We start from the raw sequence: 18,214 nt of genomic DNA on the forward strand, positions 1-18,214 counted from the left end.
TCCCAGGTGCAAGAGACACCCCTGCAGATCCTCAACCGCGTCTTCGGCTACGAGCGCTTCCGCGGCGACCAGGCCGAGATCATCGACCGCCTGCTCGCCGGCGACGACGCGCTGGTACTGATGCCCACCGGCGGCGGCAAGTCGCTGTGCTACCAGATCCCGGCGCTGCTGCGCCCCGGCACCGCCATCGTGGTCTCGCCGCTGATCGCGTTGATGCAGGATCAGGTCGACGCGATGCGCCAGCTCGGCGTCGCCGCCGCCTATCTCAACTCCACCCTCGACCCGGAGGCGGCGCAGGGCGTCGAGGAGGCGCTGCGCGCGGGCACCCTGGATCTGCTCTACGTCGCCCCCGAACGGCTGCTCACCGAGCGCTTCCTCGGCCTGCTCGGCGAGGCGCGCATCGCGCTCTTCGCCATCGACGAGGCGCACTGCGTCTCGCAGTGGGGGCACGACTTTCGCCCCGAGTACATCCAGCTCGGGCTGCTCCACACGCGCTGGCCCGAGGTGCCGCGCATCGCCCTCACCGCCACCGCCGATGCGCCCACCCGCGCCGAGATCGTCTCGCGCCTGGGGTTGGAGCGGGCGCACCAGTTCGTCTCCAGCTTCGACCGCCCGAACATCCGCTACCGAGTGGTGGAGAAGGCCAACCCGCGCCAGCAGCTGCTCGATTTCCTCCGCCGCGAACACCCCCAGGACGCCGGCATCGTCTACTGTCTGTCGCGCAAGCGCGTCGAGGACACCGCCGCCTTCCTCGCCGCTGAGGGCTTCACTGCCCTGCCCTATCACGCCGGGCTCGCCGCCGAGCAGCGCCGCGCCCATCAGGCCCGTTTCCTGCGCGAGGAGGGGGTGGTGATGGTCGCCACCATCGCCTTCGGCATGGGCATCGACAAGCCCGACGTGCGCTTCGTCGCCCATCTCGACCTGCCCAAGAGCCTCGAGTCCTACTACCAGGAGACCGGGCGCGCCGGGCGCGACGGCCTGCCCGCCGATGCCTGGATGACCTACGGCATCGGCGATCTAGTCACCCTCAGACGGATCATCGAGGACTCCGAGGCCGACGAACGCTTCAAGCGCATCGAGCGCCAGAAGCTCGACGGCATGCTCGGCTACTGCGAGACCATCGCCTGTCGCCGTCAGGTGCTGCTCGAGTACTTCGGCGAGCACCGCGTCGAGCCTTGCGGCAACTGCGACACCTGTCTCGAGCCGGTCGACACCTGGGACGGCACCGAGGCCGCGCGCAAGGCGCTCTCGTGCATCTATCGCACCGGCCAGCGCTTCGGCAGCGCCTATCTCACCGACGTGCTGCTCGGCAAGGACCACGAGCGCATCCGCCGCTTCGGTCACGACCGGGTGAGCACCCACGGCATCGGCCAGGAGCTCGGCGCCGCGCAGTGGCGCTCGGTCTATCGCCAGCTGGTCGCCGCCGGGCTGGTCGAGGTCGACCATCAGGGCCACGGCGCGCTGCGCCTCACCGAGCGCAGCCGCCCGCTGCTGCGCGGCGAGGCCCGCATCGAGTTGCGCCGCGACCCCGAGCCGCGCCGCGCCCAGCGCGCCCGCCAAGGCACCGTCGAGACCGCGCCGCGCGACGCCGAGGCCCAGGCGCTGTGGGAGGCGCTGCGCGGCCATCGTCGCGAGCTGGCCCAGGCCAACAACGTCCCGGCCTATGTGATCTTCAACGATCTCACCCTGCAGGAGCTGCTCGCCCACCGCCCGCGCGATCTCGACGAACTCGCGCGCATCAGCGGGCTCGGCGAGGCCAAGCTCGAACGCTTCGGCGCCGGACTGCTCGCCGTGCTCGGGGCCCACGCCGCCGAACACGGCCGCCCCGAGGGCACCGCTGCGCCGCCGCCACGCGCAGCCCCCCGGCCGCGCGCGCCGCGCGGGCTCGGCGACAGCGAGCGCGAGACCCTGGCGCTGGCGCGCACCGGCGCCGATGTTGCCACCATCGCCGCGCGCCGCGGTCTCAAGCCGCGCACCATCCACGGTCATCTCGCCCGCGCGGTGGCCGCCGGCGAGCTCGACGCAGCCACCGCCACCGGGCTCGACGCCGCCAGCCTGCAGCGCATCGAGACGGCCTTCGCCGCGCTGCCCGAGAACGCCATCAGCCCGCTGCGCGCGCTCCACGAGGCCCTCGGCGGTGAGTTCGACTACGGCGTGCTGCAGTGCGTGCGCGCCGCCCTGGAGCGTGATTGATCCGATGTCCCGCCTGATCCTGCTCAACAAGCCCTACGGCGTGCTCTGCCAGTTCTCCGGCGAGGGCCCAACCCTCAGCGACCACGTCCCGCTGCCCGGCGTCTATCCCGCCGGGCGGCTCGACAAGGACAGCGAGGGGCTGCTGTTGCTCACCGACGACGGCCAGCTCCAGCACCGCATCAGCCACCCTCGACACAAGGCCTGGAAGACCTACTGGGTGCAGGTCGAGGGCACCCCGGAGGCCGCCCAGCTCGAGGCACTCGCCGCCGGCGTCACGCTCAAGGACGGCCCGACCCGTCCGGCACGGGTGCGCGCCATCGCCGAGCCGGCGCTGTGGCCGCGCGAGCCACCGGTACGCTTTCGCAAGTCGGTGCCCACCGCCTGGATCGAGATCGCCATCCACGAGGGCCGCAACCGCCAGGTGCGGCGCATGACCGCCGCCGTCGGGCTGCCGACCCTGCGGCTGGTGCGCATGGCCATCGGTCAGTGGCGGCTCGACGGGCTCGAACCCGGACGCTTCCGCGTGCTCGACCTGCCGGCCCGCACCGCGCCCGCGCCACGGCGCCCCAGACAACGCCGCCGCTGAACCAACCCGCCCCTTCACCGACGACGCCCGACCTCGACGCCAATCAGGTATTGCGTAAACGCAATAAACCGACGCTTTTTAGGGGATAAGGCGCCCGATCGGAATACACTGGGGCCTCGGGCACGGGGCGCCCCCGTGCCCGAGGCCGCTGTGACACGCCACGACGATCCGTTCCGAGGCGTGCAGCTGGCTGACGAGACGGATGCGACGACCGGCGAACCACGCCCTGGTCAGGTGCGCTCTCAGGGAGGGAGACAACCGACGCATCCCCAGTGACCCAGGACATCGAGTGTTTCCGGCACAAGGAGAAAGCCTCATGGATAGGCTCCATCATTACCTCCCCGCGCTCGCGCTCGCCGAGCCGCGACGCTATCGCAACATCACCCTTACCCCGATCTGCGCGGTCCGACCAACTGCACCCGACTACCTGACCCTGGGCGCGGCCCTGGCCAGCAGACGGGCACGCATCCAGACCCACGGCACCCGCGCCCAAGCCCCCGGGGCCAGGCTCCACAACACTGGCGATCGCCCCTTGCTGCTCCTCGAGGGCGAGGCACTGAGCGGTGCAACGGGTGACCATGTGCTCGAACACAGCCTACTGGTCGCGCCGCGGGAATCCATGACCCTCGCGCTCATCCCACTCGAACAACGCGCCAACCAACCGACCCCGACCCAACTCACCCCCGCCGGGCAACTGCTGTTCGCCAGTGCCCGGGCACGCAGTGCGGCGCGGATCACCGCACGCCTGTTCGGCGAGCCCGCCACGCCCCCGCACCCACGGGCACTCTGCGAGGACATCGCCCTCAAGCTCACGCGCATGGACTGTCACGACAGCCACCCACCACTCGGCGCCCTCTACGACGACTACGCCGAATTCATCGGTCAGTACATCAGCGCCCTACCACCACAGCCGGACCAGATCGGCGCCATCATCGCCATCAACGAACGGATCTGCGGACTCGAACTCTTCGCCCATCCAGCCACGTTGCGCGAGCTGTTGCCACGGATCATCGCCAGCTACGCCCTCGATGCCATCGAGTGCCTGAGCTTCAAACGCCGCCGTGCCCCGCTCGACGCCCCCGGAACCCTACTCGACGCCCTCACCGGCGCCCCGGTGATGAGCCAACCGCTCCACCCCGGCAGCGAGTTACTGCGCCTGACTGTCCCTGGGCTGAGCGGTGGCGGACTGCTCGTCGACGGACGCCTGCTGCACCTGCACGTCTACCGCAACCCCTTCCCCGCCCAGCCCGAGCCCCCTCCGAACATCGCCCCACAGCTCAACGGCTGAGCGACGAGCCGCCAGCCGCCAGCCGCCAGCCGCCAGCCGCCAGTAAGTGTCCGGCCTCCAGCGTCGACGCCAGAGACTCGCGCTGACTGGCGGCTGGGCGCTGAAGGCTGGTGGCCGACATCCGCTTCGCCTGTCGCAAACCCTGCAAAGACGTCGGTTGTACGACAGCGTACGCGCCGCGACACGAAGAAATCACCAACACATTCAATCGCATAGAAAGCGGCACGGTCCGTGCTCCATGGTCCCAGAGAGGGATTCGCCAGGAGTGACCGAATGAAGCAAAAAGAGATCGCCGCGCTACTCGACGAGCCGGCCTGCGCGCACAACCACAAGCACAAGTCGGGGTGCGCGCGGCCCAAGCCGGGGGCGACCGCCGGTGGCTGCGCCTTCGACGGCGCGCAGATCGCACTGCTGCCGATCGGTGACGTGGCCCACCTGGTACACGGCTCGATCGCCTGCGCCGGCAACTCTTGGGATAACCGCGGCGCGCGCTCGAGCGGTCCCAGCCTCTATCGCGTCGGCATGACCACCGACCTCACCGAGCAGGACGTGATCATGGGACGCGGCGAAAAGCGCCTGTTCCATGGCATCCGTCAGGCGATCGATGCCCATCGGCCGGCGGCGGTGTTCGTCTACAACACCTGCGTACCAGCGCTCACCGGTGAGGACGTGGCCGCGGTCTGTCGCGAGGCCGAGCGGCGCTGGTCGATCCCGGTGGTGCTGGTCGACGCCGCCAGCTTCTACGGCAGCAAGAACCTCGGCAACCGCATCGCCGGCGAGACCATGGTGCGCGAGGTCTGCGGCACCCGCGAGCCCGACCCACTGCCGCCGGGGATCGAGCGCCCCGGGTTCAAGGTCCACGACATCTGTCTGGTCGGCGAGTACAACATCGCCGGCGAGCTGTGGCACATGCTGCCGCTGTTCGACGAACTCGGGCTGCGGGTGCTGTGCGCGCTCTCAGGCGACGCGCGCTTTCGCGAGGTGCAGACCATGCACCGCTCGGAGGCCAACATGATGGTCTGCTCCAAGGCGATGATCAATGTCGCCCGCCGGCTTGAGGAGGCCTTCGCCACCCCCTGGTTCGAGGGCAGCTTCTACGGCATCGCCGACTGCTCGGCGGCGCTGCGCGACTTCGCCCGCCTGATCGACGACCCCGACCTGCACCAGCGCACCGAGGCGTTGATCGCCCGTGAGGAGGCCACTGCGGCGGCCGCACTCGCCCCCTGGCGCGCGCGCCTGGCCGGGCGTCGGGTGCTGCTCTACACCGGCGGGGTCAAGTCCTGGTCGGTGATTTCCGCACTGCAAGACCTCGGCATGACGGTAGTCGCCACCGGTACCCGCAAGTCCACCGAGGAGGACAAGGCGCGTATCCGCGCGCTGATGGGCGAGGATGCGGTGATGCTCGAGGAGGGCAACCCGCGCACCCTGATCGACCTGGTCAACACCCACCGGGTCGACGTGCTGATCGCCGGTGGACGCAACCTCTACACCGCGCTCAAGGCGCGCATCCCCTTCCTCGACATCAACCAGGAGCGCGAATTCGGCTACGCCGGCTATGCCGGGATGGTGGAGCTGGCGCGCCAGCTCTGCCTGACCGTGGAGAGCCCGATCTGGGACGCGGTGCGCCAGCCGCCGCCGTGGTCGGGCACCAGCGCCGAGCCCCCACGCCCGCTCCAGGAGGTCGCCCGTCATGGCTGAGATCCGCAAACGTAACAAGGCGCTGGCGGTCAATCCGCTCAAGGCCAGCTCCACCCTCGGCGCCGCGCTCGCCTTCCTCGGCCTCGACCGCGCCATCCCGATGCTGCACGGCTCGCAGGGCTGCACCGCCTTCGGCAAGGTGTTCCTGGTGCGTCACTTCCGCGAACCGATCCCGCTGCAGACCACCGCCATCGATCAGGTCAGCGCGATCATGGGCGGCGACGAGCAGCTGGTCGAGGGGCTCTGCACCCTCTGCGCAAAGAGCGCCCCGGCGCTGATCGGCATCCCCACCACCGGGCTGGTCGAGACCCAGGGAGCGGACGTCGAGCGTGGCATCCGCACCTTCCGCGCCGCCCACCCGGAGCACGCCGACACCGCGGTGGTCGCGGTCGCCACCCCGGATTACTGCGGCTCGCTGGAGTCGGGCTATGCCGCCGCGGTGCGCGCGCTGATCGACGCCCTGGTGCCGAGCGGCGAGCCGCGCCGCGCGGCACGGCGATCGCGCCGGGTCAACGTCCTCGCCGGCGCCCACCTCACCCCCGGTGACCTCGAACACCTCAAGACGCTGATCGCCGCCTTCGAGCTGGAGGCGCTGGTGCTACCCGACCTCTCGGGTTCGCTCGACGGTCACCTGCCCACCGCCGACTACAGCGCGCTGACCACCGGCGGCACGCCGATCGGCGCCTTCGCCGAGCTCGGCGGGGCCGCCGCCACCCTGGTGATCGGCGATGCCCTCGGCGAGGCCGCCGACCTGCTCGCCGAGCGCACCGGGGTGCCCGATCACCGCTTCACCCATCTGCTCGGGATCGAGGCGGTCGACCAGCTGATGCTGACCCTCTCGGCGATCGCCGAGAGGCCGGTGCCGGCGGCCATCGAGCGCCAGCGCGAGCAGCTCCAGGACGCCATGCTCGACAGCCACTTCATGCTCGGCATGACCCGGGTGGCGATCGCCGCCGACCCCGACCTGCTGGTCGGCTGGACCGAGCTGCTCGCCGGGGTCGGTGCCGAGACCGTGGCCGCAGTCGCGCCGAGCAATGCCCCGGTGCTCGCCCGCGCCCGGTGTGCCGAGGTCCGCATCGGCGACCTCGAGGACCTCGAGCGACAGGCCGGGGCCGCGCACGCCGAGCTGCTGGTGGCCAATGCCCACGGCGTGCAGAGCGCCGCCCGGCTCGGCATCCCGCTGCTGCGCGCCGGCTTCCCGCAGTTCGATCGGCTCGGCGGTTTCCGCCGCACCTGGATCGGCTACCAAGGCACCCGCGACACCCTCTTCGAACTCGCCAACCTACTGCTCGAACTCGAGCGCGGCGAAATCCATCCCTATCGCTCGCGGCTCAAGCAATGGCCCGAGCACGAACGCACGGCGGCCTAGCCGGGAGGCACGGATGCAACGACGACTGCGACTGCTCGAGAGTGCCACCGCGCCGGCCAGGCGCCCGCTGCGGGTGGCCTTCGCCAGCAGCGACCGCACGCGCATCGACCAGCACTTCGGTGCCACCCGGGCCTTCGTGATCCACGGCGTCGATCACGCCCGTCATCGACTCATCGAGGTCATCGAGTTCGCCCCGGGGGTTGATGACGGCAACGGGGACAAGCTCGGCGAGCGTATCGGCGCGCTCGAGGGCTGTCTCGCCGTCTATTGCACGGCGATCGGCGCCTCGGCGGTCCGACGGCTCTGCGCCCTCGGGATCCAGCCGTTCAAGGTGCCCCACGGCACCCGGATCCGCGCCCAGATCGCAGCGCTGCAGGGCGAGCTGCGCGGGCGCCCCAGCCCGTGGCTGACACGCGCACTCGCACCGGCGCCTCGCGGCGAACCGGCCCATGCACGCTTCGACCAGATGGAGGCCGAGGGATGGAGCGAATGATCGAGACCATCGCGGTAGTGACCGCGAGCGCCCCGCCACGCGCCTGGGTCGCGCCCAACAACGCCGGCGCCTGCTCCGGCTGCGCCCAGTCGGGCTATTGCGCCGGCGCCACGGTCGGGCGCCGCGGGCGGGGCCGACAGATCGCCATCGACGACCCACTCGGACTCAGCCCCGGCGAGTCGGTGGTGATCGGCATCCCCGGCGCCGGACTGCTACGCGCCGCCATCCTCGCCTATCTGCTGCCGCTGCTGGCACTGGCCGCGACGGCTTGGGTCGGCACCCGCTTCGCGCTGCCGCTGTGGGCCACGCTCGGCGGTGCGCTGCTCGCACTCGGTGCCGGGCTGTGGCTGGCCGAGCGGCTCGGGCGCGCGGCACCCCGGCCGGTGGTGCTACGGCGCCTGTGCTGATTCATCACCCCCGACCCAAGATCCCAGTCAGGAGACACGACGATGACCGACACCGCGACGGCCACAATGGCCAGCCGAGGGCTGCTCGAGAGCGACTTCATGATCGAGATGGTGCGCCAGATGCGAGCGATCGACGCCTATGGCCAGTACGAGCACCTCGCCAACGCCGATCTGCTCGATCCCTTCGTCCTCACCAAGGAAGCACGACGCGAGATCCCCATCATCGGCGACCCCGACGAGATCGTGGTCGAGCGGGTCAAGGCCTTCTACAACGCCATCGCGGCGCTGATCGAGTCCGAGTGCGGGCTGATGGCCGTGCCCCTGGTGCATCTCAGCCACGAGGGTTTCGGCCGGGCGCTGATCACCGTCGGCAAGCTGGTGGTGCTCGACCGCACCCTGCGCGACGTGCACCGCTTCGGCTTCCCCAGCCTGTCGCGGATGAAGGACGAGGCCGACAAGTACCTCTCGGTGGCCATCGAGCTGATCGGCGAACACCCCAAGGTGGCCGGGCTCTGAACCGCGCCTCCAGCCCCTGCGACCGGCCACGCGCCGGTCGCGTCAACCACGGCACGCGACCATCAGTACCGCAGATCGGGAGCCACGCGTCATGACTGTCATCACCGGCATCACTCGGGGCGGGGTCGAGTGGACCCCGTCATTCGTCATCACCATCGACCAGGAGCGCTGCATCGGCTGTGGCCGCTGCTACAAGGTCTGCCCACGTGAGGTCTTCACCCTGATCGATCGCGACGACCTCGACACGATCGAGGACGACGACGACTTCGACGACGCGCCGGGGATGGTCATGCACCTTGCCGATGCGCTCGATTGCATCGGCTGCGCCGCCTGCTCCCGGGTCTGTCCCAAGGGCTGCCTCAGCCATCAACCCAGCGCGGTGGCAGCCTGATCGGGCAGGCGCTCAGTCGCGCTGATCCATCGGCACATAATCGACCGGGGCGGAGCCGACATAGAGCTGACGCGGCCGGGCGATACGCCCCCCGGCGCGCGTCTGCTCCCACCAGTGCGCAATCCAGCCCGGTAACCGTCCCATCGCGAACATCACCGTGAACATGTTGGTGGGGATACCCACCGCACGCATGATGATGCCGCTGTAGAAATCGACGTTGGGGTAGAGCTGGCGATCGATGAAATAGGCATCCTCGCGCGCGATCTCCTCGAGCCGGCGGGCGATGTCGAGCAGCGGATCGTGCAGCCCGAGCTGGGCGAGCAGGCGCTCGGCCACCCGACCGAGGATCTGCGCACGTGGATCGAACTGCTTGTAGACCCGATGACCGAAGCCCATCAGCCGCACCTTGCTGTCTCGGTCCTTGGCCAGCCGGACGTACTCCTCGGGGGTGATCCGCCCCTGATGGATCTCCTCGAGCATGCGCAACACCGCGACATTGGCGCCCCCGTGCAAGGGTCCCCACAGCGCACACACGCCGGCGGCACAGGCGGCGAACAGATTCGCCTGGCTTGAACCGACCATACGCACTGTCGAGGTCGAGCAATTCTGCTCGTGATCGGCATGGAGCAACAACACCAGGTTGATCGCGTCGCGCACCAGCGGATCACAGACGTACTCGGCGTAGGGGTCGGAGAACATCATATGCAGAAAGTTCGGCACATAACGCAGCCCGGGGTGGGGATAGATGTAGGGCTGTCCGATGGAGTGACGATAGGCGTAGGCGGCGATGGTGCGGATACGGCTGATCAGCCCGGCGGCGGCGGCACGGAAGCGCTGCTCGTCGTCGAGTTCGAAGAGTTCGGGATGGAAACAGGAGAGCGCATTGATCATCGCCGAGAGGATCGCCATCGGCGGTGCGGCGCGCGGGAAGCCCTCGAAATGATGCTTCATCCCCTCGTCGAGGTTGGCGCAGGCGGTCAGTTCGGCGGAGAAGTCGGCATACTCGCGGGCGTTGGGCAGGTGACCGAAGATCAGCAGCCAGGCGACCTCGACGAAGTTGGGGTTGTGCTCGAACTGCTCGATGGGGATACCCCGATAGCGCAGAATGCCCCGCTCACCATCGATATAGGTGATGGCGCTGCGACAGCTGCCGGTATTGGCATAGCCCGGATCGAGCGCGATCAACCCGGTGCGGGCACGCAGTGTCTGGATGTCGATCGCGCGCTCGCCGGCGCTGCCGGTGACGAGGGGCAGTGAATGATGCGCGTCACCCAGGATCAGGGTCGCTTGGTCGGACATGGAGAGAGACTCCGAGAAGATGCACAGGGACCGGGTGGCGCGCCCCGGAGAGGGCGTGCGCGCTCGGGATCGGAGTCGATGGTGTAACGCGAACGCGCCCGTCTGGCAAGGGGGCCAGAGCGGGCGCGTTCGTACCGGTACGTTGGGAACGTCGGCGGATGCGCGACGGGAAGACCCCGTGAGCCGACCGGATCAGCCCTTCACCAAGGCTGCCGAGTCGCGCGCGCGACCAACCGCGCCCCGTGCCCTTCAGATCTCGGCGACCAGCTTGTCGTAGAAGCCGAGGAAGTCTTCCGGGGTCGGACCCTCACGCCACTCGATCGCCGAGCGCGGGTGCTGGTTGAGCTGACCGGTGAGGTTGTAGGGCAGCGACGGCCCCCAGTCGAGCTCCTTGCGCAGCGGCAGCATGTACTTCTGGATCACCTCGACGATCGGACGGACGTCGAACTTGGGGTTGCGCAGGAAGCCGAGCAGCAGCTCGGTGTGGCAGTTGCCCGCGCCGCGGCCGAAACCGTAGATGGTCGAGTCGACACGATTGCAGCCGAGGATGATCGCCTCGATGGTGTTGGCGAAGGCCAGCTGCAGGTTGTTGTGGGCGTGGATACCGATCTCCATGCCCTTGCCGGCGAGCGCGTCGGTGTACTTGTGGTAGAGCCGGTCGATCTGTTCGCGGTAGAGGTAGCCGAAGCTGTCGACGATGACCATGGTCGAGGCCGGAGTGTGGGAGACGGCCTCGAGGACCTTGTCGATCTCCTCCTCGGTGATGTTGGAGACGGCCATCAGGTTGGCGGTGGTCTCGTAGCCGAGTTCGTGGGCGTGGTGGATCATGTCCACCGCCTCGGAGACCTGGTGGGCGTAGAAGGCCACCCGAATCATCGACAGCGGGCTGTCGGCCGCCGGCACCAGGTCCTGCTCCCAGTCGCTCTTGCCGGCATCGGCCATGGCCGCGAGCTTGAGCCCGGTCTTCTCGGCATCGTGATCGCCGACAACACGGCGGATGTCGGCCTCGTCACAGTGACGCCAAGGCCCGAACTTGTCCTTGGGGAAGACCCGCTTCGAGTTCTTATAGCCGATCTCCATGTAGTCGATCCCGGCATCGACACAGGCGTGGTAGACGGCGCTGACGAAGGCATCGTCGAAGCGATGGGCATTCACCAGCCCCCCGTCCCGAACCGTGCAGTCGAGGACCTTGAGTTCAGGCCGGAAGGTGATCCAGGGGGCCTTTTCGGACATCGTTCGTTTCTCCGCGAATTCCATATGGTTGGCAGATCATTATTGAGCGCCTGAGCCCGGTGATCAAACCGGCTCAGGCCAGGGATGGGCAAAGGGCCGGGGCAATCCCGCCGCAACCGATCCGCAACCGCTTCGTCGCGGCCACGCCACGCCACGGTCACTAAAGCGGCCTATCCTGACGCGACCTGGGTGAACACGCATTGCGAAAACCCGATCCGGTCCACCGGCCAGGGAGCCAACGCTTGAAAACCGCACCGACACTCGCCGACCGCATCGACCAACGGGTCTTCGACGCCATCTACTCACGCGCGCTGGTCTACAACACCTGCTGGGAGGACCCGGCGGTCGACCGGCTGGCCCTCGAGCTAAGCGCTGACGACACCCTGTTGGTGATCACCAGCGCCGGTTGCAACGTGCTCGACTACGCCCTCACCGCGCCGCGACGGATCCACGCGGTGGACGCCAACCCGCGTCAGAACGCGCTGCTCGAACTCAAGCTCGCCGGCATCCGCGCACTCGAGTTCGACGACTTCTTCGCCGTCTTTGGCCACGGTTACCACCCGGACTTCCGCGCGCTCTACCACAACGCCCTGCGCGATCGGCTCACGCCCTTTGCCCGTACCTTCTGGGATAAACGTGCGGTCTGGTTCGGCAACCCCAATGGCAGCTTCTACTTCCACGGTCTCTCCGGGGTCGTCGCCCGGCTCTTCCACGCCTATCTGCGCGCCCGCCCCCAACTGGCCGCCCACGTGCGCGCGCTGTTCGCCAGCGCCGACCTCGACCACCAGCGCGAGATCTACGACACCCGCGTCCAGCCGCTGTTCTGGACCCCGGCGCTCAACTGGACGCTCTCGCGCCAGCTCACCATGAGCCTGCTCGGTGTCCCCCATCCGCAGCGCAAGGAGGTCCAGGCACAGCACGCGCAGGGCGTCGCCGGCTTCATCCGCGAGGCGCTCGAATACGTGCTGCGCCAACTGCCGCTCGCCGACAACTACTTCTGGTCGGTCTATCTGCGCGGTCGCTACACCCCGGCGTGCTGCCCCGAGTATCTCAAGCGCGACAACTTCGCCGCGCTCAAGGCCGGGCTGGTCGAGCGCATCGTGCCGCACACCTGCACCGTCACCGAGTTCCTCCACGCCACGGACGAGCCCATCTCCAAGTACGTGCTGCTCGATCACATGGACTGGATGAGTTCCTACCACCCCGAGGCACTCGCCGAGGAGTGGCAGGCGATCCTCGCACGCGCCAGCGCCGATGCGCGGATCATCTTCCGCAGCGCCCATGTCGCGCCGCGCTATCTCGAACGGCTCGAACTCGGCCCCGAGCGCACCCGCTTGAGCGAGCGTCTGCGCTTCCACCCCGAGCGCGCCGCCGCGCTCAACCGCCTCGATCGCGTGCACACCTACGCCGGCTTCCACATCGCGGATGTGCGCGCATGATCGGCAGCGACGCGCGCATCCTCCTCCACCTGCTGCGCGGCCAGCGTCGCCAGGGCTCGCACGCCGAACGGCTACAGCACTTCTACGCCCCCCAGGCGGCGTACTACGATCGCTTCCGCGAGCGCCTGCTGCACGGACGCGCGCAGTTGATCGCCGCACTCGACCCGGCGCCCGGCGCGTATCTGGTCGAACTCGGCGCCGGCACCGGACGCAACCTGCTCTATCTCGGAGAACGCCTCGATACCCTCGGCCGGATCGATCTCGTCGACCTTTGCCCGGCGCTGCTCGACGAGGCGCGCCGGCGCACCGCCGGCCTCGCCAGGGTGCGGGTGATCGAAGCCGACGCCGCCGACTATCGCCCCGAGGGGCCGGTCGACTGCGTCTACTGCGCCTACTCGCTGACGATGATGCCCAACTGGCGGGCGGTACTCGCAAACGCCCTCGCCATGCTCCGCCCCGGCGGCACCCTAGGGGTGGTCGACTTCTACGTCTCCGACGCCCAAGGCGGCCCCGGCAACACCCGCCACGGCGCCCTCGCCCGCGCCTTCTGGCCCCGCTGGTTCGCCCACGATGGCGTCCACCCCAGCCCCGAGCCGCTGCGCTGGTTGCGCGACCACCTCCCCGACCACCAGCTCGACGAACACCTCGCCCCGATCCCCTACCTCCCCGGCCTGCGCGTGCCCTACTACCGCTTCGTCGGGCGCAAGTCGCTCGCGGACAGCCGTCAAGACTGAACCGCAAAGACGCCAAGGACGCGAAGTCTCGTAGGTTGGGTTAACCGTCCGTCCACCATGCCACCGACGAATCGGCAACGTTCATCGACGGTTAACCCAACATCGAGGCGCGATCGCCGGGCTTCGGCGCCGCTGCACGATCACCCGATGTCGGTGTTGGGGTGCCGCTGGCAACCCAACCTACGGCGCTGGAAGCTGGTTCGAACCGCAAAGACACCAAGGACGCAAAGTCTCGTAGGTTGGGTTAACCGTCCGTCCACCGTTCCATCGACGAATCGACGACGTTCGGCGACGGTTAACCCAACATCGAGGTACGATCGCCGGTCTTCGGCGCCGGTGCACGATCACCCGATGTCGGTGTTGGGTTGCCGCTGGCAACCCAACCTACGGCGCTGGAAGCTGGTTCGAACCGCAAAGACGCCAAGGACGCGAAGTCTCGTAGGTTGGGTTAACCGTCCGTCCACCGCCCCGTCGACGAATCGGCGACGGTCGTGGACGGTTAACCCAACAGCGGCGCGTGATCGCCGGGCTTCGGGGCCGGTGTAGGGTTGCCGTTGGCAACCCAACCTACGGCGCTGGAAGCTGGTTCGAACCGCAAAGACGCCAAGGACGCAAAGTCTCGTAGGTTGGGTTAACCGTCCGTCCACCACCCCATCGACGAATCGGCGACGATCGTGGACGGTTAACCCAACAGCGGCGCGTGATCGCCGGGCTTCGGCGCCGGTGTTGGGTTGCCGTTGGCAACCCCACCTACGTGCTATCCACCGCCCCATCGACGAATCGGCAGCGCCCGTGGATGGGTCACCCAACACAGGCACTCAGAGCATCGATTCGGGGGCGGCGATCAGGGCCATGCGGACGAGTTCGGCGAGTGAGCCGGCGCGCATCTTCTCCATCACCCGGGCGCGGTGGGCCTCGACGGTCTTGGCGCTGACGCCGAGCGCGGCGGCGATCTCCTTGTTGGACTTGCCGTCGGTGACCATGGCCATGACCTCGTGCTCGCGCGGGGTGAGTTCGGCCAGGCGCATGGCGATCTGGGCGCGGGTGGCCTGGGAGGCGCGGTGGCGTTCGTCGTAGTCGAGGGCGTTGCGGATGCTGTCGAGCAGGTCCTCGTCGTGGAAGGGCTTCTCGATGAAGTCGAAGGCGCCGGCCTTCATCGCCTTGACCGCCATGCTCACGTCGCCGTGACCGGTGATCAGGATCACCGGCAGGCGGTAGCCCTCGCGGGCGAGATAGCTCTGCAGCTCCAGCCCGCTCATCCCTGGCATGCGCACGTCGAGCAGCAGGCAGCCGGCGCGCCCCGGATAGTGGTTAGCGAGGAAGGCGTCGGCCGATTCGAAGGTCTGTACCGACATCCCCGTGGACTCGATCAGCCACTGCAGCGAGGTGCGCATGGCCTGGTCGTCGTCGACGACGAACACGGTCGCGTCATGATGCATTGCTATTCCCAACTTGCGATGGTTGCTGTGCCGTCTCCTCCGCCTCGGCGACGGCGAGCGGCAGCGCGATGAAGAAGGTCGTACCACGTCCGGGCGCCGACTCGGCCCAGATACGGCCCTCGTGATTCTCGATGATGGTCTGACTGATCGCCAACCCCATCCCCATACCCCCCTCCTTGGTGGTGACGAAGGCATCGAACAGGGCTTCGATCCGTTCCGGCACGATACCCGGTCCGGTATCGCGGATTGCCACCCGCGCCTCGTCGCCTTCCTGCCAAGTGCGGATGCCCAGGTGTCGCGTGAACGCGTCGACCTCTTCGAGCGCATCGAGGGCGTTGCGCACCAGGTTGAGCAGCACCTGTTCGACCTGCACCAGATCGACCCGCACCGGGATCGGCTCGGGCGCCAGTGCCAGCGCGATCGCCAGATCCAGGCGCCGGGTCTCGAACTCGACGAAGGAGCAGACCTCACGCACCAGGTGGTTGAGGTCGGCCTGGGCGCGGATCGGCGGTTGCTTGCCGACCAGGGCACGCAGCCGGCGGATGATCTCGCTGGCGCGCTGCGCCTGGGCGGTGATCTGTCCCATGGCGCCGATCAGCGCCTCGGTCTCGCCCGCCCCGCCCTGCAGTCGCCGCGTGCAGCCGCTGGCATAGTTGACGATCGCCGCGAGCGGCTGGTTGAGTTCGTGGGCCATGCCGGTGGCCACCTCGCCCATGGTGCTGAGACGACAGACGTGGACCAGCTCGGCCTGGTGCTGGCGCGACTCCTGCTCAGCGCGGCGCACCGCGGTGATGTCGCGGGCGTAGATGTTGACATAGCCAAGGTCGGCGATGGGCGCGAACAGCAGCGAGAACAGCTGGCCGGCGACCTCCAGCTCGCACTCGCGCTGTTCGACGCCGGCGAGCGCCTGGGCGACCTCGGCGCGCCACGGCTCGGGGAGCAGGTCACCGGGCTGCGCCGCCCAGGCGGTGAGCAGCGGACGCGAGGCGTTGTTGGCATAGACCAGCAGCCCGCTGGCGGTGACGCGCAGGATGGGGTTGGGGCTCTCGCTGGCGAAGCGCGCCAACCCCTTGATCTCCTGTTCGGCCTGCTTGCGCTCGGTGATGTCGTGGATATAGAGGGTGTAGAAGCGCTCGGCCTCGAGCACGATCGGGGCGATCGAGATCTCCACTGGCACCTCCTCGCCGTCGGCACGGCGCGCCCGCAGCTCGCCGCGCCCTTGGGGACCGGCGTCGGGACGACGCGAGCGCTCGAGCAACGCGCTGAAGCCCTCACGCGCGGTCTCGGGCAGGCACTCGCGCACGAACACCAGCCCCAGGGCGTCCTGACGACGGTGGCCGAGCAGGCGCTCGGCGGCGGGGTTGAACTCGATGACGTGACCGGCGTGATCGAGGGTGACGATGGCGTCGAGCGAGGCCTCCATCATCGCCGCCTTGAGCGCTTCGCTCTCGCGCATCTCGGCCTGGTGACGGCGGTTCATCTCGTCGCGCGCGGCCAGCACCAGCTGGCTGAAGTGCTGGATCCACTCCTCGAGCAGCACCAATTGGTTGCCGCCACGATGGTTGAACCCGGGCTCAGCGATGCCGAGGGCGCGCTGCGAGAAGCGCGTCATCCGCTTGAGCACCTTGTTCAACCGCGAGGAGACGAGATAGATCACCGCGGTGAAGACGATGATGAACACCGCCGCAGCGAGCCCGCGCTGGCGCCGCTCGAAGATGCTCACATGGCGCGACATCTTCTCCACCGCCGCCTGCGAGACGAAGGTCGCGAACAGCAGGTTGGAGTCGCTGCCCTCGTACTCGGGGAGGGTCTGGGAGGTGACGACGTAGAGCGCGTGCCAGCGATCGAGCGTGGTGCCCGGCGGCAGGCTCGCGGTGTCGAGGCTGGCGACGATGCGCTGATCATCGCCGTCGACCAGCGCCACCGCCGCACGACCGACGTCGACCCCGCGTTGCGAGGCGGCGAGGAAGTCATCATCAACCGGTACCAGCACCACCAGATGCCCCATCTCGTAACCGCCGGCGTCGGCCATCGAGTCGCTGGCGATCAGATAGAGCTGGTCGCCGAGCCGATCGATCACGGTGCGTACGTCGCGGATGTCGAGGAGGTTGGAGGGCACCCTCACGGCCAGGCGCTCGGGCACCGGGCGTGCGCCGGCCTGATAGATCTCGCGCACCTGTCCCTCGGTGTCGGTAAGCAACACGTGGCTCGGCGGACTGAGCGCGTCGCGCTCGAAGAAGTCGGGCAGCCAATAGGGACGGAACTCCTTATATATCAAGGGAGTACCCGCCGCCTCGCGAGACCAGAACAAGGGTTCCAGATACTCCGAGAGGCGCTGATAGTTGGCCAGCAACCGGGTGGTGGCACCATAGCTCGCGAGATAACGATCGAAGCGGATCAGGCTCTCGCGGGCCCGTAGGTCAAGCTGCGCCTCGAGTTCCTGGCCGAAGATCTTGTTGACCTGCCGGCTCTGGATCTGTTCGAGCATCGCCCACACCACGAGCCCCGCCGTCACCCCGACCACGATCGAGATCAGTGGCATCGGCACGCGTCGCAACAGACGGAACAAAAATGGTTTAATGACGATCCGCTTCAAGTTTGGCAACTCAACTCAAACAACCAACAACACACCCAATGGACACCATGGACTTCGATATCTCCCGCGCCCAGACCCCTTCTCTGCTGCGACGTCTCGGCGCGATCTTCTACGACGGCCTGCTACTGGTCGGCATCATGATGATCGTCACCGGGCTCGTCTCCATCCCCTATGGTCTGATCACGGGCGCCAACTACTATGAGAGCGCCCTGGCGCTGAACCTGCTGCGCCTGATCCTGCTGGCCGTGGTCGCCGCCTTCTTCGTCTACTTCTGGACCCACGGCGGCCAGACCCTGGGGATGCGTGCATGGCGCCTCCGTGCCCTCGACGACAACGGCCAACCGCTGACCACTGCGACCGCCTTCAAGCGGTTCGTCTGGGCCTTCGTCAGCCTGCTGCCGGCCGGACTGGGGCTGCTGTGGTGCCTGTTCGACGGTGACAAGCTCGCCTGGCACGACCGCAAGTCTCAGACCCGACTGGTCATGGTCGCCAAGCAGTGAAGCACGCCGCCGGGAGCCGTGACGGCGCCCGGC

Annotated in this window: 16 protein-coding genes; 12 read left to right on the forward strand and 4 right to left on the reverse strand. The window is 68.3% G+C overall.

From position 1 onward, the window contains the following. Nucleotides 1-6 precede the first annotated feature (6 nt). The 9 genes from recQ (at nt 7) to fdxB (ending at nt 8,941) form a co-directional block, all read left to right on the forward strand. Nucleotides 7-2,193 carry a DNA helicase RecQ gene (recQ, locus tag HF203_RS00940; RefSeq protein ID WP_168665665.1) on the forward strand — a complete coding sequence of 729 codons (2,187 nt, stop codon included), beginning with the start codon at nt 7-9 and terminating at the stop codon, nt 2,191-2,193. A gap of 4 nt (nt 2,194-2,197) precedes the next feature. Continuing rightward, the gene (locus tag HF203_RS00945; protein WP_168665667.1) at nt 2,198-2,779 is read left to right on the forward strand and encodes a pseudouridine synthase; all 582 of its coding nucleotides are present in this window, start codon (nt 2,198-2,200) and stop codon (nt 2,777-2,779) included. A 316-nt stretch (nt 2,780-3,095) separates the two neighbouring features. Continuing rightward, nucleotides 3,096-4,067: an ARPP-1 family domain-containing protein gene (locus HF203_RS00950; protein WP_168665670.1), complete on the forward strand. Its 972-nt coding sequence runs from the start codon at nt 3,096-3,098 to the stop codon at nt 4,065-4,067. Nucleotides 4,068-4,340: 273 nt separating this feature from the next. After that, nucleotides 4,341-5,765 (forward strand): nitrogenase iron-molybdenum cofactor biosynthesis protein NifE, encoded by a 1,425-nt coding sequence (gene nifE, locus HF203_RS00955; protein ID WP_168665672.1) that lies wholly within the window; start codon nt 4,341-4,343, stop codon nt 5,763-5,765. Beyond that, nucleotides 5,758-7,134 (forward strand): nitrogenase iron-molybdenum cofactor biosynthesis protein NifN, encoded by a 1,377-nt coding sequence (gene nifN / locus HF203_RS00960; RefSeq protein WP_168665674.1) that lies wholly within the window; start codon nt 5,758-5,760, stop codon nt 7,132-7,134. The genes nifE and nifN overlap by 8 nt, the downstream gene beginning before the upstream one ends. A gap of 13 nt (nt 7,135-7,147) precedes the next feature. Continuing rightward, nucleotides 7,148-7,627: a NifB/NifX family molybdenum-iron cluster-binding protein gene (locus tag HF203_RS00965; RefSeq protein ID WP_168665676.1), complete on the forward strand. Its 480-nt coding sequence runs from the start codon at nt 7,148-7,150 to the stop codon at nt 7,625-7,627. Then, entirely contained in the window at nt 7,615-8,034 is a 420-nt protein-coding gene (locus HF203_RS00970) for a SoxR reducing system RseC family protein (RefSeq protein ID WP_168665678.1), read from the forward strand. The genes HF203_RS00965 and HF203_RS00970 overlap by 13 nt, the downstream gene beginning before the upstream one ends. A gap of 42 nt (nt 8,035-8,076) precedes the next feature. Next, entirely contained in the window at nt 8,077-8,550 is a 474-nt protein-coding gene (locus HF203_RS00975) for a NifX-associated nitrogen fixation protein (RefSeq protein WP_168665680.1), read from the forward strand. A gap of 91 nt (nt 8,551-8,641) precedes the next feature. After that, the gene (fdxB, locus tag HF203_RS00980) at nt 8,642-8,941 is read left to right on the forward strand and encodes a ferredoxin III, nif-specific (RefSeq protein WP_168665682.1); all 300 of its coding nucleotides are present in this window, start codon (nt 8,642-8,644) and stop codon (nt 8,939-8,941) included. 12 nt (nt 8,942-8,953) lie between these two features. Here the strand turns inward: fdxB and HF203_RS00985 are convergent, their stop codons facing one another. After that, complete coding sequence (locus HF203_RS00985) at nt 8,954-10,240, reverse strand: citrate synthase (RefSeq protein WP_168665684.1); 1,287 nt, start codon at nt 10,238-10,240, stop codon at nt 8,954-8,956. Between the two features lie 249 nt (nt 10,241-10,489). Further along, nucleotides 10,490-11,473, reverse strand: coding sequence for an aldolase catalytic domain-containing protein (locus tag HF203_RS00990; protein ID WP_168665686.1), 984 nt, complete (start codon nt 11,471-11,473; stop codon nt 10,490-10,492). 242 nt (nt 11,474-11,715) lie between these two features. Here HF203_RS00990 and HF203_RS00995 point away from each other — a divergent pair, with 242 nt between their 5' ends. Both HF203_RS00995 and HF203_RS01000 read left to right on the forward strand, forming a co-directional pair. Further along, nucleotides 11,716-12,912, forward strand: coding sequence for a BtaA family protein (locus HF203_RS00995; protein ID WP_168665688.1), 1,197 nt, complete (start codon nt 11,716-11,718; stop codon nt 12,910-12,912). Beyond that, nucleotides 12,909-13,646 (forward strand): class I SAM-dependent methyltransferase, encoded by a 738-nt coding sequence (locus tag HF203_RS01000; protein ID WP_168665690.1) that lies wholly within the window; start codon nt 12,909-12,911, stop codon nt 13,644-13,646. The genes HF203_RS00995 and HF203_RS01000 overlap by 4 nt, the downstream gene beginning before the upstream one ends. An 818-nt stretch (nt 13,647-14,464) precedes the next feature. On the opposite strand, the gene HF203_RS01005 is transcribed toward HF203_RS01000, so the two are convergent. Continuing rightward, entirely contained in the window at nt 14,465-15,085 is a 621-nt protein-coding gene (locus HF203_RS01005) for a response regulator transcription factor (protein WP_168665691.1), read from the reverse strand. Beyond that, nucleotides 15,075-17,627 (reverse strand): PAS domain-containing sensor histidine kinase, encoded by a 2,553-nt coding sequence (locus tag HF203_RS01010; protein WP_168665693.1) that lies wholly within the window; start codon nt 17,625-17,627, stop codon nt 15,075-15,077. The genes HF203_RS01005 and HF203_RS01010 overlap by 11 nt, the downstream gene beginning before the upstream one ends. 101 nt (nt 17,628-17,728) lie before the next feature. Here HF203_RS01010 and HF203_RS01015 point away from each other — a divergent pair, with 101 nt between their 5' ends. Beyond that, complete coding sequence (locus tag HF203_RS01015) at nt 17,729-18,181, forward strand: RDD family protein (protein WP_246221594.1); 453 nt, start codon at nt 17,729-17,731, stop codon at nt 18,179-18,181. Nucleotides 18,182-18,214 lie beyond the last annotated feature (33 nt).

The organism is Marichromatium bheemlicum (assembly GCF_012276755.1).
Taxonomy (GTDB): Bacteria; Pseudomonadota; Gammaproteobacteria; order Chromatiales; family Chromatiaceae; genus Marichromatium; species Marichromatium bheemlicum.